This window comes from Paralysiella testudinis (assembly GCF_016894345.1).
GTDB classification, from domain to species: Bacteria; Pseudomonadota; Gammaproteobacteria; order Burkholderiales; family Neisseriaceae; genus Paralysiella; species Paralysiella testudinis.
Genome location: NZ_CP069798.1, coordinates 1,702,015 through 1,716,655 on the forward strand (window position 1 = coordinate 1,702,015; position 14,641 = coordinate 1,716,655).

At 48.7% G+C, this 14,641-nt stretch carries 16 protein-coding genes and 2 tRNA genes; 1 reads left to right on the forward strand and 17 read right to left on the reverse strand.

The window, feature by feature from the left end:
* Window positions 1-192: 192 nt before the first annotated feature.
* The 6 genes from JQU52_RS08800 to JQU52_RS08825 all read right to left on the reverse strand — a co-directional run bounded on the left by JQU52_RS08800 (window position 193) and on the right by JQU52_RS08825 (window position 4,117).
* Window positions 193-1,158 (reverse strand): DUF932 domain-containing protein, encoded by a 966-nt coding sequence (locus JQU52_RS08800; RefSeq protein WP_230338140.1) that lies wholly within the window; start codon window positions 1,156-1,158, stop codon window positions 193-195.
* On the reverse strand, window positions 1,158-1,379 hold the full coding sequence (locus JQU52_RS08805) for a hypothetical protein (protein ID WP_230338141.1): 222 nt from the start codon (window positions 1,377-1,379) through the stop codon (window positions 1,158-1,160). Before JQU52_RS08805 ends, JQU52_RS08800 begins: the two co-directional genes overlap by 1 nt.
* Before the next feature lie 38 nt (window positions 1,380-1,417).
* Window positions 1,418-1,657, reverse strand: coding sequence for a hypothetical protein (locus tag JQU52_RS08810; protein WP_230338142.1), 240 nt, complete (start codon window positions 1,655-1,657; stop codon window positions 1,418-1,420).
* A 40-nt stretch (window positions 1,658-1,697) separates the two neighbouring features.
* Window positions 1,698-1,928, reverse strand: coding sequence for a helix-turn-helix transcriptional regulator (locus JQU52_RS08815; RefSeq protein ID WP_230338143.1), 231 nt, complete (start codon window positions 1,926-1,928; stop codon window positions 1,698-1,700).
* Window positions 1,929-2,070: 142 nt separating this feature from the next.
* Window positions 2,071-3,153: a hypothetical protein gene (locus JQU52_RS08820; RefSeq protein ID WP_230338144.1), complete on the reverse strand. Its 1,083-nt coding sequence runs from the start codon at window positions 3,151-3,153 to the stop codon at window positions 2,071-2,073.
* Window positions 3,137-4,117 carry a hypothetical protein gene (locus tag JQU52_RS08825; protein ID WP_230338145.1) on the reverse strand — a complete coding sequence of 327 codons (981 nt, stop codon included), beginning with the start codon at window positions 4,115-4,117 and terminating at the stop codon, window positions 3,137-3,139. The genes JQU52_RS08820 and JQU52_RS08825 overlap by 17 nt, the downstream gene beginning before the upstream one ends.
* Window positions 4,118-4,340: 223 nt before the next feature.
* Between JQU52_RS08825 and JQU52_RS08830 the strand changes: the two genes are divergently transcribed.
* Window positions 4,341-4,994 (forward strand): hypothetical protein, encoded by a 654-nt coding sequence (locus JQU52_RS08830; RefSeq protein WP_230338146.1) that lies wholly within the window; start codon window positions 4,341-4,343, stop codon window positions 4,992-4,994.
* A 261-nt stretch (window positions 4,995-5,255) separates the two neighbouring features.
* On the opposite strand, the gene JQU52_RS08835 is transcribed toward JQU52_RS08830, so the two are convergent.
* The 11 genes from JQU52_RS08835 to JQU52_RS08885 all read right to left on the reverse strand — a co-directional run bounded on the left by JQU52_RS08835 (window position 5,256) and on the right by JQU52_RS08885 (window position 14,390).
* Window positions 5,256-5,332: transfer RNA gene (locus JQU52_RS08835), tRNA-Pro, on the reverse strand.
* Window positions 5,333-5,366: 34 nt separating this feature from the next.
* Window positions 5,367-5,696: a hypothetical protein gene (locus JQU52_RS08840; RefSeq protein WP_230338147.1), complete on the reverse strand. Its 330-nt coding sequence runs from the start codon at window positions 5,694-5,696 to the stop codon at window positions 5,367-5,369.
* Window positions 5,677-5,982, reverse strand: coding sequence for an integration host factor subunit alpha (locus JQU52_RS08845; protein WP_230338148.1), 306 nt, complete (start codon window positions 5,980-5,982; stop codon window positions 5,677-5,679). Before JQU52_RS08845 ends, JQU52_RS08840 begins: the two co-directional genes overlap by 20 nt.
* A 91-nt stretch (window positions 5,983-6,073) precedes the next feature.
* Window positions 6,074-8,434, reverse strand: coding sequence for a phenylalanine--tRNA ligase subunit beta (gene pheT / locus JQU52_RS08850; RefSeq protein ID WP_230338149.1), 2,361 nt, complete (start codon window positions 8,432-8,434; stop codon window positions 6,074-6,076).
* A 50-nt stretch (window positions 8,435-8,484) separates the two neighbouring features.
* Window positions 8,485-9,531 carry a PDDEXK nuclease domain-containing protein gene (locus tag JQU52_RS08855; RefSeq protein ID WP_230338150.1) on the reverse strand — a complete coding sequence of 349 codons (1,047 nt, stop codon included), beginning with the start codon at window positions 9,529-9,531 and terminating at the stop codon, window positions 8,485-8,487.
* A gap of 6 nt (window positions 9,532-9,537) precedes the next feature.
* Complete coding sequence (gene pheS, locus JQU52_RS08860; RefSeq protein ID WP_230340556.1) at window positions 9,538-10,527, reverse strand: phenylalanine--tRNA ligase subunit alpha; 990 nt, start codon at window positions 10,525-10,527, stop codon at window positions 9,538-9,540.
* Window positions 10,528-10,736: 209 nt separating this feature from the next.
* On the reverse strand, window positions 10,737-11,093 hold the full coding sequence (gene rplT / locus JQU52_RS08865) for a 50S ribosomal protein L20 (protein ID WP_230338151.1): 357 nt from the start codon (window positions 11,091-11,093) through the stop codon (window positions 10,737-10,739).
* An 11-nt stretch (window positions 11,094-11,104) separates the two neighbouring features.
* Window positions 11,105-11,302 carry a 50S ribosomal protein L35 gene (gene rpmI, locus JQU52_RS08870; RefSeq protein ID WP_047760357.1) on the reverse strand — a complete coding sequence of 66 codons (198 nt, stop codon included), beginning with the start codon at window positions 11,300-11,302 and terminating at the stop codon, window positions 11,105-11,107.
* A gap of 459 nt (window positions 11,303-11,761) precedes the next feature.
* A complete protein-coding gene (infC, locus tag JQU52_RS08875; RefSeq protein ID WP_230340557.1) occupies window positions 11,762-12,280 on the reverse strand; it encodes a translation initiation factor IF-3 in 519 nt (172 codons plus the stop codon).
* Between the two features lie 20 nt (window positions 12,281-12,300).
* Window positions 12,301-14,211: a threonine--tRNA ligase gene (thrS, locus tag JQU52_RS08880; protein ID WP_230338152.1), complete on the reverse strand. Its 1,911-nt coding sequence runs from the start codon at window positions 14,209-14,211 to the stop codon at window positions 12,301-12,303.
* A gap of 102 nt (window positions 14,212-14,313) precedes the next feature.
* Window positions 14,314-14,390: transfer RNA gene (locus tag JQU52_RS08885), tRNA-Val, on the reverse strand.
* Window positions 14,391-14,641 lie beyond the last annotated feature (251 nt).

Genomic DNA, 14,641 nt, shown 5'->3' on the forward strand with positions numbered 1-14,641 from the left:
GGGCCGATGGGGCTGATGTGGGTTAATTGGTGATTGGGGTTACAAGAATGTGTTTGAGATTAAACAGTTAAAATAATGGCAATCGGATTGTTGCTATTAGGTAACCGCAGTTAAATCATTGGGTTTGAGAGTAGGAGTGAATATTGAATGGCTTCAAGGTTTGCTATGTACGGCAAAACACCCATGGACTCGTTACGCCACCATCTGCAATGCCTGATCCAATGCTTTTTGCTTGACCAGTGCACCTTGGCCAAACCAAGCACTGTCAAGACGGTTTTCAGGAGAGCGGGCGCGGCGTTCGTGGTCAACAAATTCGGTTACCGAACACAGCAAGCCCCAAGCCGTGCCTTTGGCTGCCTGAAGTTCGGCACCCCGCCCTTGGCTCTCGTACATGGCTTGCACTTTCTTCAAGGCTCGCTCATTGCTTAAACCCAAGCCGGATTGATGCTGATCACTGTCACAAAACACGCGCATAAAGTAGTTCATGGCCTCATGGGTTTTAACTTTGCATTCAGATAAGGTTTTCATGCGGTACATAAAGCCATCCCATTGTGTGAGCGCAACACCCAGCTTGCGCTTCACTGCTTCAGCATCAAAACGGGTACTGTGCGGCACCTTGACTGCACCTACCGCACCATCTAACGCAATGGCCAAGGTATTGTTGCACACTACCCGGATGGTGGTGGGCGTGGCTACAGTGGCCAAAGTGCCATCACAAGAAGTGGCCAACAGCAAGTACCCCTTAACCAAATCATTGCCCTTAAGTACCGTTTCTTTACCGGTACGCGCCAACGCCCAAAACTTCTTGCCGCCCTTTAATACCCCGGCGGTTTCCAATTCATAGCCGGCATACTCGGCCAAATCCCGATAGAATGCCAACACCTCCTGCGGTTGCACAATCTGATACCGGCTGCCGACCACCGATAAAGGTTGGTGGTTGTCGCTACGGAACAAAACTTTTTGTTCGGCAAACGGCAATACCAGCGAAGCGGCCGAAGGATTCGGTACTTGGTAATACACCGGACTTTCCATAATCTGCCAGTCCATACCCGCTGCTTGTGCCCATACTTCAATCGGTTGTTTGGCCGGCAAGGCATTGCCCAGATTATGCCAAGGTGCTTGTTCAGTATAGGCCATGGATTCAACACAATGACTCATCACACATCCTCCTCATCAACTGAAAATTGATAACCACACGACAAACAACGGTGGTTGTTTAACACTTGGCGATCCACAACTTCGCCAACCCGGGCACCCACCACCGTACCGGCAGTACCGCCCATCAAACCGCCCAATAGCGCACCGGCCAAACCACCGAGTGCGCCACCCACAGGTCCGGCCACAGCACCCAGCATCGCCCCGGCTTTAGCGCCAGACATCGCCCCGGCAGCACCACTGGCCGCGCCGCCGACCATTCCTACTGAAGCACCCGCCTTTTTGGCGAAATCGATTTTTTGGATTCGGTTTGAATCACATTGCGGACATTGCATTTAATCACCTCCGTAAACAAAGAAAGCAGGCCTAAGCCTGCAAAAGGAATAAAAGAACTTGAATCGTTCACAGTAGTGATATGTGTCTGAAATTTTTTAGAATCAGGAAAATCAGGCAAACCGAATACACACCAAACAGCCCGCAAAAAGCCCTTGGTTTGACTCAAGGGCTTTTTGCGGGTGTCTGGTTTGGTTTCATCTCAACCCCTATTGCAGGTCTTCTGAAGCACTGTGCTGCTCAAGGAATTTGGCTTGCAGCCAGTCATCCACATGGTTGGACAGCCATCCGGTGGACGATTGGCCTAGTTTGATGGGTTTGGGGAATGATTCGTCAAAACGGGGAGAGTGGGGGTTGAGCCAATCATAGATGGTGGATCTGCTGATTGACAATTTGTTGGCCAGTGCCGTGATACGCAGGATTTTGATTTCGGGTTGCATGTATGAAAACTCCAGTTAAGTTAAATTGGAGAGTCGGTAGGTTAAAAACTTAACGTACCTATCGCTCATACAACCCTTTGCCCTGTAAAAAATTTTTAATCGTTGGCCATGGCAGGTTCAATATTTTTACTGACCACCTACACTATTCGATTGAATATGATGTAGAAAAAAAGCGCTTTTTACTCTTATTGGTCAAGTTACCCGGTTCATCTTGAGTGCTAAATTTTAACTGAGCCACCATTTCCAAATCCAGTTGTAAAAATTGCTTAACCCGTTCTACTTCTTGATTGAATAGCTTCTTTTTTTCCGCTCTTTTTTCTACCTGTTGTTCCCGATAAGCTTTGAGGACGCCATTTTTGACATCTGTCTTTGATTTTAAATCGGTTGTTGGTAAGAGAGTAGGTAGGGGTGGCAGATTAATTGGCTCAAGCTTCAGTTTTGGATAATCCGATAATTTAAGATGTTCATTTTTAAAATTTTCAATATAAACCAATCCATTCATTCGGGGAGGGTCAAATAAGACATTCAATTTTTTAATAAAATGAATCTTAACATTTAAATTTGTATCCACACTTTTGATATCATTTATCAACTTCCCCCAGTAGCCCCCAAATTCATTTAACATGCGTTCAACACTGGTATCGGTATAATCGAATTGTTCTGAGAATGGATAGCTGAATTGGTATACTTGACCTTGTGGGTCGGGTTCGGAATGGTAGTATTTTTGCACCAAGTCCACGACAGCGGATTGATGGCGTTTGTGGTTTTCATGAAACCGCCGAAGTTGCTTTTTATCGGCATTTTTAGAGAGAAATTTTTTTACTAGCGATAAATAACACCAGCCAATATCCGCCGCTTGTATTGCAGAATTGACTTGATGTGCATTAAAAATCTTGTAAAAAGTAGATCTAGATTCAGTTATAGTGTTTACAGTATGCAATCCATCCAGATAAGGATGGTACACCCAATGCCAATGATTCGTATGTGGGTAATTTAAGAGATCTGGATGGTTAAACAGAGATAAACGCTGCATAAAATCAATCGCACTTTGATTGTGATTGCTCGGATTGACAAAACGAATGTTTTTGTGAAATTGGTCAATCTGTTTCTTCCACGTGTATTCCCTCAATTTTACACATTGCATTAAGCACGATAGGGTATCGGCCACCAAACTAAAATATGCTAAAATAGGTGATGTATTTGTGTAATTAGTTACTTGCTCCATAGCGCCGAGTGCCTCCCCAATCATCACTGCGTTCTAAAAACATCGGCCTTAGAAAGGCCAATGCTTCGGTAACATGTTCAATATCAGCCCTGTTTTTTCCCCAGTCCATGTGACAACAGCTACCTTGGCCGTGGGTAATTTCTTGCCACAACTCAATAATCAAACCATGGAGTCTGAAGTCATTGACCATCAAATGCAAATTGAATCCACGAAACATTTCATTACGCAATAACCAAACGTATTCAATATCGGGCTTGAGCTGTGTAAGCGCTCTTAGCAATCGCCTTCGATATTGCTGAAATGTACTTAGCTCAATTGTATCCATAGGACCATTGCGCATCAATAAATTAAGATGGATGCCTACGTGCCCTTTTTGGGGTTGCCCGGCCATTACCGCTAACATGTGTTGTTGGTGTTTACGGTAGGTGTGGAATTTCTTTTGATACTCATTATCCAATTTAAATAAATCATCTAACGTCAGCTCTTGCCTCAAGAATAACCTCTTGTCTTCTAAAATTATCGCTCCTGAAATTGGTTTCAGTTTAAAAAGACGGTAGAAGTCAACATATAAACCGTCTTCAGATGTTGTTGGTAGATAGTAGTACTTACTAGTATCTGGTGTTATAAAAAGCAATTCTTCTTCGAATGAGAGCTTACACTTAGTATCTGAATTTTCTCGTTGGTTGCGTTCTTGTATTTTTTTATACCTGCCAATTAATAATGAAACATCGTTTAAATGGTATTTCAAGTTGAGTAATCTATTCCTGATGTCACTGTCGAAATATTCAGATTCTATTCTGGATAATATTGAAACTTCTGCCTGCTGATCTGACGGAAGTATTTTTTTCCATGCTTCACTGATTCTGTCACAAAAAAGTGGCAATAGAAATAACTTTTCCAGCATCACTGAATTGACAATTGTATTTGCCAATTCTGAAATCTGTTTTTTTTCATTTTTACGCATAATATCTCCGAAAATTACCGAGGATTATAGATTTAGATATAACTTTATATCTGATATAAAAAAACATCAACAGTTAAATTTATTTTTAAATTTTATTAAAATCAATATATATTTAAATATTGGTATTTAATATTTCTTATTTAGATTTTTCTTAAGTAAAATATTAAGATAAAATAATCTGTGATATAGAATAGCTATCAATTTAGAAAAATAGGAGGATGAATTGAAAATAACAGCACATCGACTCAAAGCAGTGATGGCGGAGAAAGCCATCAAGAAGAGCCTAGTAAGCAAGAAAATGCTTTGTCAAATTGGGCAACGGGATTTTGTCTCATTCCAAGAACTCGCTGAATTAAAGACGCACCTACACGATTTAGCCATCTATTTTAATCAGTTGAATGAAGATACTTTTTTTGCCATTGATTTGGGCTATGTAGCGCGCTTTGGCCATCTTAAGCTATCACAACAGCAGTTAGATGAACTGCTGGACATCCAGCATGAAAACATGGGGATAACACCTTCTAATCAACGTTCTGCCTCAGCATTGCCGATAGATGAAGTTTTGTTGAATATTTGGATTAAATTAAGTGAATTGGCTCCTCAAGATAAAACCATTACGTTTAAAGCATTGACGCACAAAATGCAAAGTGGCCATCATCTGACCACAAAGAAATTGCTGAGACACATTGCCGATTTCTGCACTCGAAAGAAAATACCCGATATCACTTTATTGGTGGTAAAAGCAAGCAATGGCTTGCCCAATAATAAAATTATGCGTGATGCTTGGCTGCGAGAGTGTGAGAAAATAGCTTCATTTGACTACCACACTTGGGAAGATGTATTTCTTAAGAGCTTTGAAGTGGATCTGCAAGAATGATGGCTTAGTAGTTCTGATGTTGTGCAGGCTCCGGTAACACAGATTGGAACAGAAACTGCAGTAGAGAGAAGTTGGGGTTGTTGATAAGGTGGTAATGCAAGCTGACTAATAAGGTGGTGAATAGCCAAACCAAGCTTAAATGTCTAAACGTTAACAATAGCGTTCAATAGCAATCTATTTTTTATCTACCCCACCGTCTACCCCATGAGAAACATAAAAAATAAAGGTTTAGCTAAAATTCAGCTAAACCTTTGTTTTATTTGGTCGGAGTGAAAGGATTCGAACCTTCGACCCCTTGCACCCCATGCAAGTGCGCTACCAGACTGCGCCACACTCCGACTCAAGAGAAGCGGAATTATAGAAGAACACCGTTTATTTGGCAAGTGCGGTTTCGATGTTTCTTAACAATTTTTGCAATTGTTGGCGGGCTTCATCCGCATCGATGGCGGGGTTGCCGTTTACATCGGTTTGATTGCGGGTAAAGGCGTCCACATACGGGGCAAAAGTGTGGCTGAGTTGGCGCATTTTCAGCACATCGCGACGGGTGTAGCGGCTGCCGCCGTAGCCCACCACCACACCGTTTTCGTGTTGCCAAACAGCAAACTGTGCCGGGCTGATGTCGGCCAAGCGGCACAGCTCGTGCAGGGAAAAATAGCGTTGCGCCGGAATGGGGGGCAGTGCGTTAAGATTGTTGCTTGCCATAGAAATGATCCACCATGCCTTTGAGTTTTTGCGATGCGTGGAAGGTTACCACACGGCGGGCGGAAATAGGCACTTCTTCTCCGGTTTTGGGGTTGCGGCCGGGGCGTTGCGGTTTGTCGCGCAGCTGGAAGTTGCCGAAGCCGGAGATTTTAATTTCTTCGCCGCGCTCAAGGGTGGTGCGGATTTCTTCAAAAAACAGTTCCACGATTTCTTTGGCATCGTGCTTGGTCATGCCGGCCACTTTGTCTACCAAAATGTCGGCCAATTCGGCTTTGGTTAAAGTCATACCATTACTTTCTTAAAAACAAGGGCGTATTATCGCCAAAATGGTGTTTATATTCAAGCGAATAAAACATAAAAATACAAGTTCTTTTGCTCTATCCGCGCAATTGTGCACCGGCAGTGCGGGCGGCTTCAATCAGGGCGGCCATAATCGCGTCGACATCCGCGTCGGTGAGGGTGGCGTCTTGGTCTTGCAGCTGGATGTTGACGGCAATGCTTTTCATGCCTTCAGGCAGCCCTGTGCCACGGTACACGTCGAATAGGTTGATTTGGCGGATACGCGGGTTGTTTATGCTGGCCAGTGCATCAAGCAAGGTTTGGGCGGTGGTGGCTTCGGGCAGCACAAAGGCCAAATCGCGGCGCACGGGCTGGAATTTCGATTGCGGTTGGTAACGCACTTTATCGCGTTGCAATACGGTGTCGAAATTCACTTCAAACAACAAGGGTGCTTGCGGCAAATCGTATTGCTGCAACCATTTGGGATGCAATTCGCCAATGACGCCGATGGTTTCACCGCCCAGCATGATGGCGGCGGTGCGCCCGGGGTGCAGTGCCGGGTGTTGGGCTGCCTGAAAGCGCACGGTTTGGCGGCCGAGCAAGGCTTCGATATCGGCTTTAACATCGTAAAAATCAATGTGGCGGCTGCTTTCGCCCCATTGCTCCGGTAGCGCCAAGCCATAGGCCAAGCCGCCGATTTTTTCGGTTTGGCTAAAGCTGGCATCGTTGTTTTTGTGGAACACGCGCGCCACTTCAAACACGCGCACGCGGTTTTGTTTGCGGTTGAGGTTGTTTTGCAACACTTCAACCAGGCCGCCAAACAGGGTGGAGCGCATCACGCTCATGTGGCTGGCAATCGGGTTTTGCAGGCGGATGGGCTGGCTGTTGGCGGCAAAGTCGCGCTCCCATGCTTCGTCAACAAAGGCATAGCTCACCACTTCCTGATAGCCGCGCGCAGCCATTTGGCGGTAAATGTCGAAACGAGTTTGCCGGGTTTCCGGCAGCTTAATCATCGCCAAGCGGCCACTGGTGTGCTGATCAGGGATGTTTTCGTAGCCATACACGCGGCCGATTTCTTCAATCACATCGGCCTCGATGGCGATGTCAAAGCGAAAGCTGGGGGCGGTAACATCAAAACCGGCGGCATTGGCCTGCGGTTGCAAGCCCAGATGGCGCAACATGGTTTCCACTTGTGTGCTTTGCAGTGGCACGCCCAGCAGTTTTTCGGCGCGCGCCAAACGCAGCGGCACTTGCTGTGCCGAGGGCAGATTGCCCAGCGCTTCTGTTACCGGGCCGCAGCGCCCACCGCAAATTTGCGCAATCAGCACGCTGGCGCGTTCGATTGCTTGTTGCTGCAAGGCGTAATCCACGCCGCGCTCATAGCGGAAAGATGAATCGGAGCCAAAGCCGTATTGGCGCGCTTTGCCGGCGATAATGGCGGGAGCGAACCAAGCGCATTCAAGCACGATATGGCGGGTGGCCTCATGAACGGCGCTGGCATTGCCGCCCATCAGCCCGGCCATGCTCAGCGCTTGCGTTTCGTCGGCCACCACCAAGGTATCGGCTTGCAGGGTAACGGTTTTTTCGTTCAGGCAGGCCAAGGTTTCGCCCGCCGTGGCACGGCGCACAATCAGGCTGCCTGAAAGGGTGTCGGCATCAAATACATGCATGGGCTGACCCAGCTCCAACATCACGTAGTTGCCAATGTCGACCAAGGCGGAAATGCTGCGCACGCCGCTGCGATGCAGGCGTTGTTTCAGCCATGCGGGCGTGGGTGCGGCGGCGTTGACATCGCGAATCACGCGGGTAAGGAAGCGGCCGCAATCGGTAGGCGTATCAATGCGCACCGGCTGGATATCGTCAATGCTTACGTTGGCGGTTTGTTCGGCCACTGGGGTTACCGTGGCTTGGGTTAGCGCACCCACTTCGCGGGCAATGCCTTTGATGCTAAGGCAATCGGCGCGGTTGGGGGTGATTTTGAGGGTGAAAACGGTGTCGTCCAAATCCAGATGGGCGCGGATATCTGCGCCCACTGGGGCATCTGCGGCCAGAATCAGCAAGCCGTCTACGTCTTCAGGCAGCCCCAGTTCTTTGGCCGAACACAACATGCCGTTAGATACTTGGCCGCGCATTTTGGTGGGCTTGATTTTGAAATTGCCGGGCAATACCGCGCCGGGCAGGGCGCAGGGCACTTTAATGCCAACCTGCACATTGGGCGCGCCGCAAACGATTTGCAGCCATTCGCCGGTGCCGGCATCCACTTGGGTGATGTTAAGGCGGTCGGCATCGGGGTGTTTTTGCACCGATTTTACTTCGGCCACCACCACGCCGCTAAAGGCGGGGGCGGCAGGCTCGGCTTCTTCCACTTCCAGCCCGGCCATGGTGAGCAGATGAGCTAATTGCTCGGCAGACAAATCGGGGTTGACCCAGGTGCTTAACCAGTTGTGCGAAAATTGCATGTTAAATCTCAGTAGGTTGGTTTTTTATTTAGATTGTGCGTTTGCTTACTTTATCTTGGCTTGTTTAATCGCAGCAAAGCTGCTTCACGTTGCTGCGCCAATGCCGCTTGCAGTTCGCTTTCGCTGGGCAAATAAGGCAGGTATTTCAGTGCAAAAAGCTGTTTTTGATCGGATAAAACGGAGTATCGGGCTACTGCATCGCTTTTTTCACTGCAGAGCACCAAGCCGATGGTGGGGTTGTCATCCGCAGCTTTGTGCTTTTCGTTGTACAAGCGTACATAGGTGTCCATTTGGCCGACATCTTGATGTTTTAGTTTGCCGAGCTTTAAATCCACCAGCACAAAACATTTTAATTTGTAGTGGTAAAATACCAAATCAATATAAAAATCTTCGTCGGCAAAGCGGATGCGTTGCTGTCGTTCGATAAAGGCAAAACCTTTGCCCATCTCCAGTAAAAAGGCCTGCAAGTTATCAATAATAGCTTGTTCTAAATCACTTTCTTGATAAGTTTTGTCTTGCAAATTCAAAAAATCAAGAATATAGGGGTCACACAGATAGTGGTGGATGTTGTCGGCCAATAAGCCGGTTTGTTCGGCGGCTTCTTCGATTACAACAGCCTTATTTTGACTGGCCAACAAGCGCTCGTAGTAGAGTTTGCTGATTTGGCGGTCCAGTGCGCGCACGCTCCAATTTTGTATCAATGTTTCTTGCACATACCATTGCCTTGCTTCGGGGTTGGTAATGCGGCTTAAACGGTTGTAATGCGACCAACTCAATTCGAGAGACACTGTCTCTCGAATGGGGAAGGCCAAATAAAAGCTGCGCATATTGCGCAAATTGGTGACATCAAAGCCTCTGCCCAAGCGTGCGCTTAATTGGGTGGAGATGTGCTGTAATTGCGCTTTACCATAAGCGGCCCGTTTTTCACCTTGCTGCTCATGCTCCACAATCAGACGGCCGATTTCCCAATAGCTTTGCACCATGGCGCTGTTCACACTTTGGCGCACATGGTGGCGTGCCTGTTCGATAATCGATGCGATGGTGTCGATTAAGATTTCAGGAATGGCAGCACTATGGCTGATGGATACGCCACTCATGTTGATTTAATTAAACTGCTTTAAAAAATTCAAATCATTGTCAAAAAACAGCCGCAAATCATTCACGCCGTAGCGCAGCATGGCAAAGCGGTCTAAGCCGATGCCGAAGGCGAAGCCGGTGTATTTTTCGGGGTCGATATTCACGTTTTGCAGTACATTGGGGTGCACCATGCCACAGCCGCCCACTTCCAGCCATTTGCCGTTGTCGCTCAGAATATCGATTTCGGCGGAAGGCTCGGTAAAGGGGAAGAATGAGGGGCGAAAGCGCACTTGCAAATCGTCGCGCTCGAAAAAGCGGCGGATAAAGTCGGTAAACACGGCTTTTAAGTCGGCCAGGCTCACGCCTTCTTCCACCCATAGGCCTTCGGCTTGGTGGAACATGGGCGAATGGGTGGCGTCGGAATCCACGCGGTAAACGCGCCCGGGCGCAATAATGCGGATGGGCGGATTTTTTTTATCCAGCATATAGCGGATTTGAATCGGCGAGGTGTGGGTGCGCAATACATCGCCGTTTTCCACGTAAAAGGTGTCTTGCATGGCGCGTGCCGGGTGGTTGGCGGGAATGTTCAGCGCCTGAAAGTTGTAAAAATCATTCTCGATTTCGGGGCCGTCGGCCACTTCAAAGCCCATGCCGTGAAACAGCTCGACAATGCGTTGCAAGGTGAGGGTAACCGGATGCAGACCGCCGCTGCCTTGGCCGCGGCCGGGCAAAGTTACATCCAAGGCTTCGGCGGCCAATTGGGCTTGCAGCTTGGCTTCGTTGAGCGCATCGCGGCGGCTATTGAAGGCTGCCTGAAACCGGTTTTTGCATTCATTGATGTGGGCGCCCACGGTTTTGCGCTCGTCCGGGCTCATTTGACCCAAGGTTTTCAGCAGCGCGTTCAGTTCGCCGGTTTTGCCCAGATAGCGGGCTTTAATCAGCTCCAGTGCGTTTAAATCAGCAGCACTGTTTACGGCGCTAATGCCTTCGGCAACAATGCGGTTGGCGTTTTCCATCATGGTGTTGGTCTTTGAAGATTGGTATTGGGGTGATGTGGCGGCAGGCGCAAAGCGGCCGGGCACAAAGGGTTTATTTTAACGCGAATAAGGGCGGAAAAACAGTGTTTTGTACGCTGCAAAGGCAGGCGTGCTTTCAGGCAGCCTATAGGCTGCCTGAAATAAAAAAAGGAAACCGAAGTTTCCTTTTTTGGCTACTTAAACCCGGTTTAAGCCAGTGCGGCTTTGGCTTTTTCGGCCAGTTGGGTAAAGGTAGATTTGTCGAATACAGCCATATCGGCCAGCACTTTGCGGTCGATTTCGATGGCGGCGCGTTTCAGGCCGTTCATGAATTTGCTGTAAGACAAGCCGTTTTCACGGGCGGCGGCGTTGATACGCACAATCCACAATTGACGGAATTGGCGTTTGCGCTGGCGGCGGTCGCGGTAGGCATATTGGCCTGCTTTCATTACCGCCTGTTTGGCAACGCGGTAGACGTTTTTACGACGACCACGATAGCCTTTGGCCAGGGCTAATACTTTTTTATGACGGGCACGTGCGGTTACACCGCGTTTTACGCGTGGCATGGTTTAACTCCTTAAGCGTAGGGCAACATTTTGGAAACGGAAGCCATGTCGCGTTCGTTCACCATAGAGGTGCCGCGCAATTGGCGTTTGTTTTTGGTGGTTTTTTTGGTCAAAATATGACGCTTGAACGCATGAGCGCGTTTCACACCACCATTGCCCAACACTTTAAAGCGCTTTTTAGCGCTCGATTTGGTTTTCATTTTTGGCATGGGATTACTCCATCGTTTTGGGATAAGGTGAGGGGTGATTGCCTTGTAACCTGTTTACAATCTTTTATTATGCCGTTTTCAGCACATAAACACGCGCATGCTGTGTTAAAAATGCGCGCCAAAGCTTGCTTTGGCTGTGCTTTTTGCCTTGCCTGCACTTGTTTCTGTACTGAAACCGGCTCTAAAAAAGATTGTGAACAGGTCTTAGCAATACTTGTTTTCAGAAAACAGACCCGTACACCACGGTTTTATTGCCGTTGTTGTGCTTCGTTCGGCACGGCAATCCGAGCGAAGCTGAGCATTATAGCCATAAGCTGGCGATAATACAAGTTTTGCGGTGCCGATGTGATGCGGATGCTGCAAAAAAGTGATTTTGCGGTAAGAGGATGGGTTTCAGGCAGCCTATTTAAAAGGCTGCCTGAAATGCCGACGCATCGATTCGACAAGGCTTATTGGTGTTTATTTTTTCTTCGGCGCAATCATCATCACCATTTGGCGGCCTTCCATTTTCGGAAACTGCTCTACGCTGCCCACTTCGGCCAAATCGGCTTCCACGCGTTTGAGCAATTGCGCGCCCAGCTCTTGGTGGGCCATTTCGCGGCCGCGGAAGCGCAAGGTGACTTTCACCTTGTCGCCGTCTTCCAAAAAGCGGTTGATGTTGCGCATTTTGATGTTGTAGTCGCCATCATCGGTGCCGGGACGGAATTTGATTTCCTTGATTTGCACCTGTTTTTGTTTCTTTTTGGCTTCATCGCGTTTTTTGGCTTGTTCGTATTTGAATTTGCCAAAATCCATCAATTTGCACACGGGTGGCTTGGCGGTGGGGGAGATTTCCACCAAATCCACATCTTGTTCTGCGGCCATGTCCATGGCTTCGCGCGTGGAAACCACGCCCAGTTGTTCGCCGGTTTGGCTGATTAAACGCACTTCTTTGGCGGTGATTTCACCGTTGATGCGTGCTTCACGTTCTTGAGCGATGACAGTACTCCTTCTTCAGATTAATGTTGTAACAAGGCGATTTCTTGTTTGAGATGGGCGATAAAATCTTCTATCGGCATCTGCCCCAAGTCTTCACCGCCGCGACGGCGCACGGCAACCTTGTTTTCCTGTTTTTCTTTATCGCCCACCACCAATTGGTAGGGCAGGCGTTGCAAGCTGTGCTCGCGGATTTTGTAGCCGATTTTTTCGTTGCGCAAATCCAAATCCACGCGGAAACCGGCGGTGGTGAGGCGCTCGGCCAAATCGCGGCAGTAGTCGGCTTGGTTTTCGGTGATGTTCATAATCACCATTTGCACTGGTGCCAGCCACAAAGGGAAAGAGCCGGCATGGTTTTCAATCAAGATGCCGATAAAGCGCTCCATCGAGCCTAAAATGGCGCGATGCAGCATTACCGGGCGGGCGCGGCCATTGTCTTCGGTAACGTATTCCGCACCAAGGCGCTCAGGCAGCACAAAATCGAGCTGTAAGGTACCGCATTGCCATGAGCGACCCAGCGCGTCTTTAATATGGTATTCCACTTTGGGGCCGTAAAACGCGCCTTCGCCGGGCAATTCTTCCCAGCTCACGCCGCAGGCAGCCAAGGCGTCGCGCAAGCCTTGCTCGGCTTTGTCCCAAGTTTCATCGCTACCGGCGCGCTTTTCCGGGCGCAACGACAGTTTTACCGCTACGTCATGGAATTCAAACTGCTGATAAATGCGCATCACCAATTGGTTAAACGCTTTGGATTCTTCAACAATTTGCGCTTCGGTACAGAAAATATGCGCATCATCTTGCACAAAGCCGCGCACACGCATTAGGCCGTGCAGGGCGCCGGAAGGTTCGTTGCGGTGGCAAGAGCCGAATTCGGCTAGGCGCATGGGCAGGTCGCGGTAGGAGCGCAGGCCTTGGTTGAACACTTGCACGTGGCCGGGGCAGTTCATCGGTTTTACCGCATAGGTGCGTTTTTCCGATTCGGTGATGAACATGTTTTCGTGGTAGTTTTCCCAATGGCCGGATTTTTCCCACAAGCTGCGATCCATAATCATCGGGGTTTTGATTTCCTGATAACCGGCAGCGGTGAGCTCGCGGCGCATGTGCTGCTCAATGTTTTGCCACAAATTCCAGCCTTTAGGGTGCCAAAACACCATGCCCGGCGCTTCGTCTTGCAAGTGGAATAAATCCAATTGTTTGCCGAGTTTGCGGTGGTCGCGTTTTTCGGCTTCTTCCAAGCGATAGAGGTAGTCTTTCAAATCCTCTTTATTTACCCAAGCTGTGCCGTAAATACGTTGCAGCATTTCGTTGTTGCTGTCGCCGCGCCAATAGGCACCGGCCACTTTCATCAGTTTAAATACTTTTAATTTGCCGGTAGAGGGCACATGCGGGCCGCGGCACAGGTCGGTAAAATCACCTTCGCGGTAGAGCGACAGCACTTCATCGGCGGGAATGCTCTGGATGATTTCGGCTTTGTATTTTTCGCCCAAATCCAAGAAGTATTTCACCGCATCGTCGCGGCTTAATTCAAAGCGCTCCACCGGGATATCGCGCTTCACCAGCTCAGTCATTTTGGCTTCGATGGCGCTGAGGTCTTCCGGGGTAAACGGGCGCTCGTAGGCGAAGTCGTAGTAAAAGCCGTCTTCAATGGTGGGGCCGATGGTGACTTGCGCGCCGGGGAATAGTTCCTGCACGGCATAGGCCATCAAGTGGGCGGTAGAGTGGCGGATGATGTCTAAGCCTTCGGCATCTTTGCCGGTGATGATGGCCAAATCGGCATCAGCATCCAGCACATATGAAGTGTCCACCAGTTTGCCGTTTACCTTGCCTGCCAGCGCGGCCTTGGCCAAGCCCGTGCCGATAGAAGCCGCCACGTCGTGTACGCTGAGGGGGGCTTCAAAAGAACGGACGGAGCCGTCGGGCAGGGTGATGTGTAACATGCAAACTCCAAATAAATCCAAAAACGGGCAAACAGGCTGCCTGAACAGCAAAAACAACAAAAGCTGCGATTGCACCGCATGCTTTTGTTGTTTAAACAAAGGTGGTAGGCATAATTGGATTCGAACCAACGACCCCCACCATGTCAAGGTGGTGCTCTAACCAACTGAGCTATATGCCTGCGCAAAGGCAGTATTTTAGCTGATGCGCCGCTATCTTGGCAAGCAGACAGGGCAGCGGCAACGGGGTTCAGGCAGCCAAAAACGGCGCTTTGGGCTATAATCGCGCCCTGCAAGCCATAAATGAAAAATAATGTGGATATTGGCTTAGAGCCTGTTCACAATCTTTTATTGTGCTGTTTTCAGCACATAAACAGGCACATGCTGCGTTAAAAATGCGCACCAAAGCGGGCTTTGGCTGTGCTTTTTGCCT

Excerpts from the sequence above, each read along its gene's own strand:
- JQU52_RS08855 (WP_230338150.1), bottom strand. The coding sequence starts at position 9,531 with ATGAGTGGCGTATCCATCAGCCATAGTGCTGCCATTCCTGAAATCTTA.
- JQU52_RS08825 (WP_230338145.1), bottom strand. The coding sequence starts at position 4,117 with ATGCGTAAAAATGAAAAAAAACAGATTTCAGAATTGGCAAATACAATT.
- JQU52_RS08805 (WP_230338141.1), bottom strand. The coding sequence starts at position 1,379 with ATGTCTGGCGCTAAAGCCGGGGCGATGCTGGGTGCTGTGGCCGGACCT.
- JQU52_RS08815 (WP_230338143.1), bottom strand. The coding sequence starts at position 1,928 with ATGCAACCCGAAATCAAAATCCTGCGTATCACGGCACTGGCCAACAAA.
- thrS (WP_230338152.1), bottom strand. The coding sequence starts at position 14,211 with ATGTTACACATCACCCTGCCCGACGGCTCCGTCCGTTCTTTTGAAGCC.
- rplT (WP_230338151.1), bottom strand. The coding sequence starts at position 11,093 with ATGCCACGCGTAAAACGCGGTGTAACCGCACGTGCCCGTCATAAAAAA.
- JQU52_RS08840 (WP_230338147.1), bottom strand. The coding sequence starts at position 5,696 with ATGGCAAGCAACAATCTTAACGCACTGCCCCCCATTCCGGCGCAACGC.
- JQU52_RS08820 (WP_230338144.1), bottom strand. The coding sequence starts at position 3,153 with ATGGAGCAAGTAACTAATTACACAAATACATCACCTATTTTAGCATAT.
- JQU52_RS08845 (WP_230338148.1), bottom strand. The coding sequence starts at position 5,982 with ATGACTTTAACCAAAGCCGAATTGGCCGACATTTTGGTAGACAAAGTG.
- JQU52_RS08800 (WP_230338140.1), bottom strand. The coding sequence starts at position 1,158 with ATGAGTCATTGTGTTGAATCCATGGCCTATACTGAACAAGCACCTTGG.
- rpmI (WP_047760357.1), bottom strand. The coding sequence starts at position 11,302 with ATGCCAAAAATGAAAACCAAATCGAGCGCTAAAAAGCGCTTTAAAGTG.
- pheT (WP_230338149.1), bottom strand. The coding sequence starts at position 8,434 with ATGCAATTTTCGCACAACTGGTTAAGCACCTGGGTCAACCCCGATTTG.
- pheS (WP_230340556.1), bottom strand. The coding sequence starts at position 10,527 with ATGGAAAACGCCAACCGCATTGTTGCCGAAGGCATTAGCGCCGTAAAC.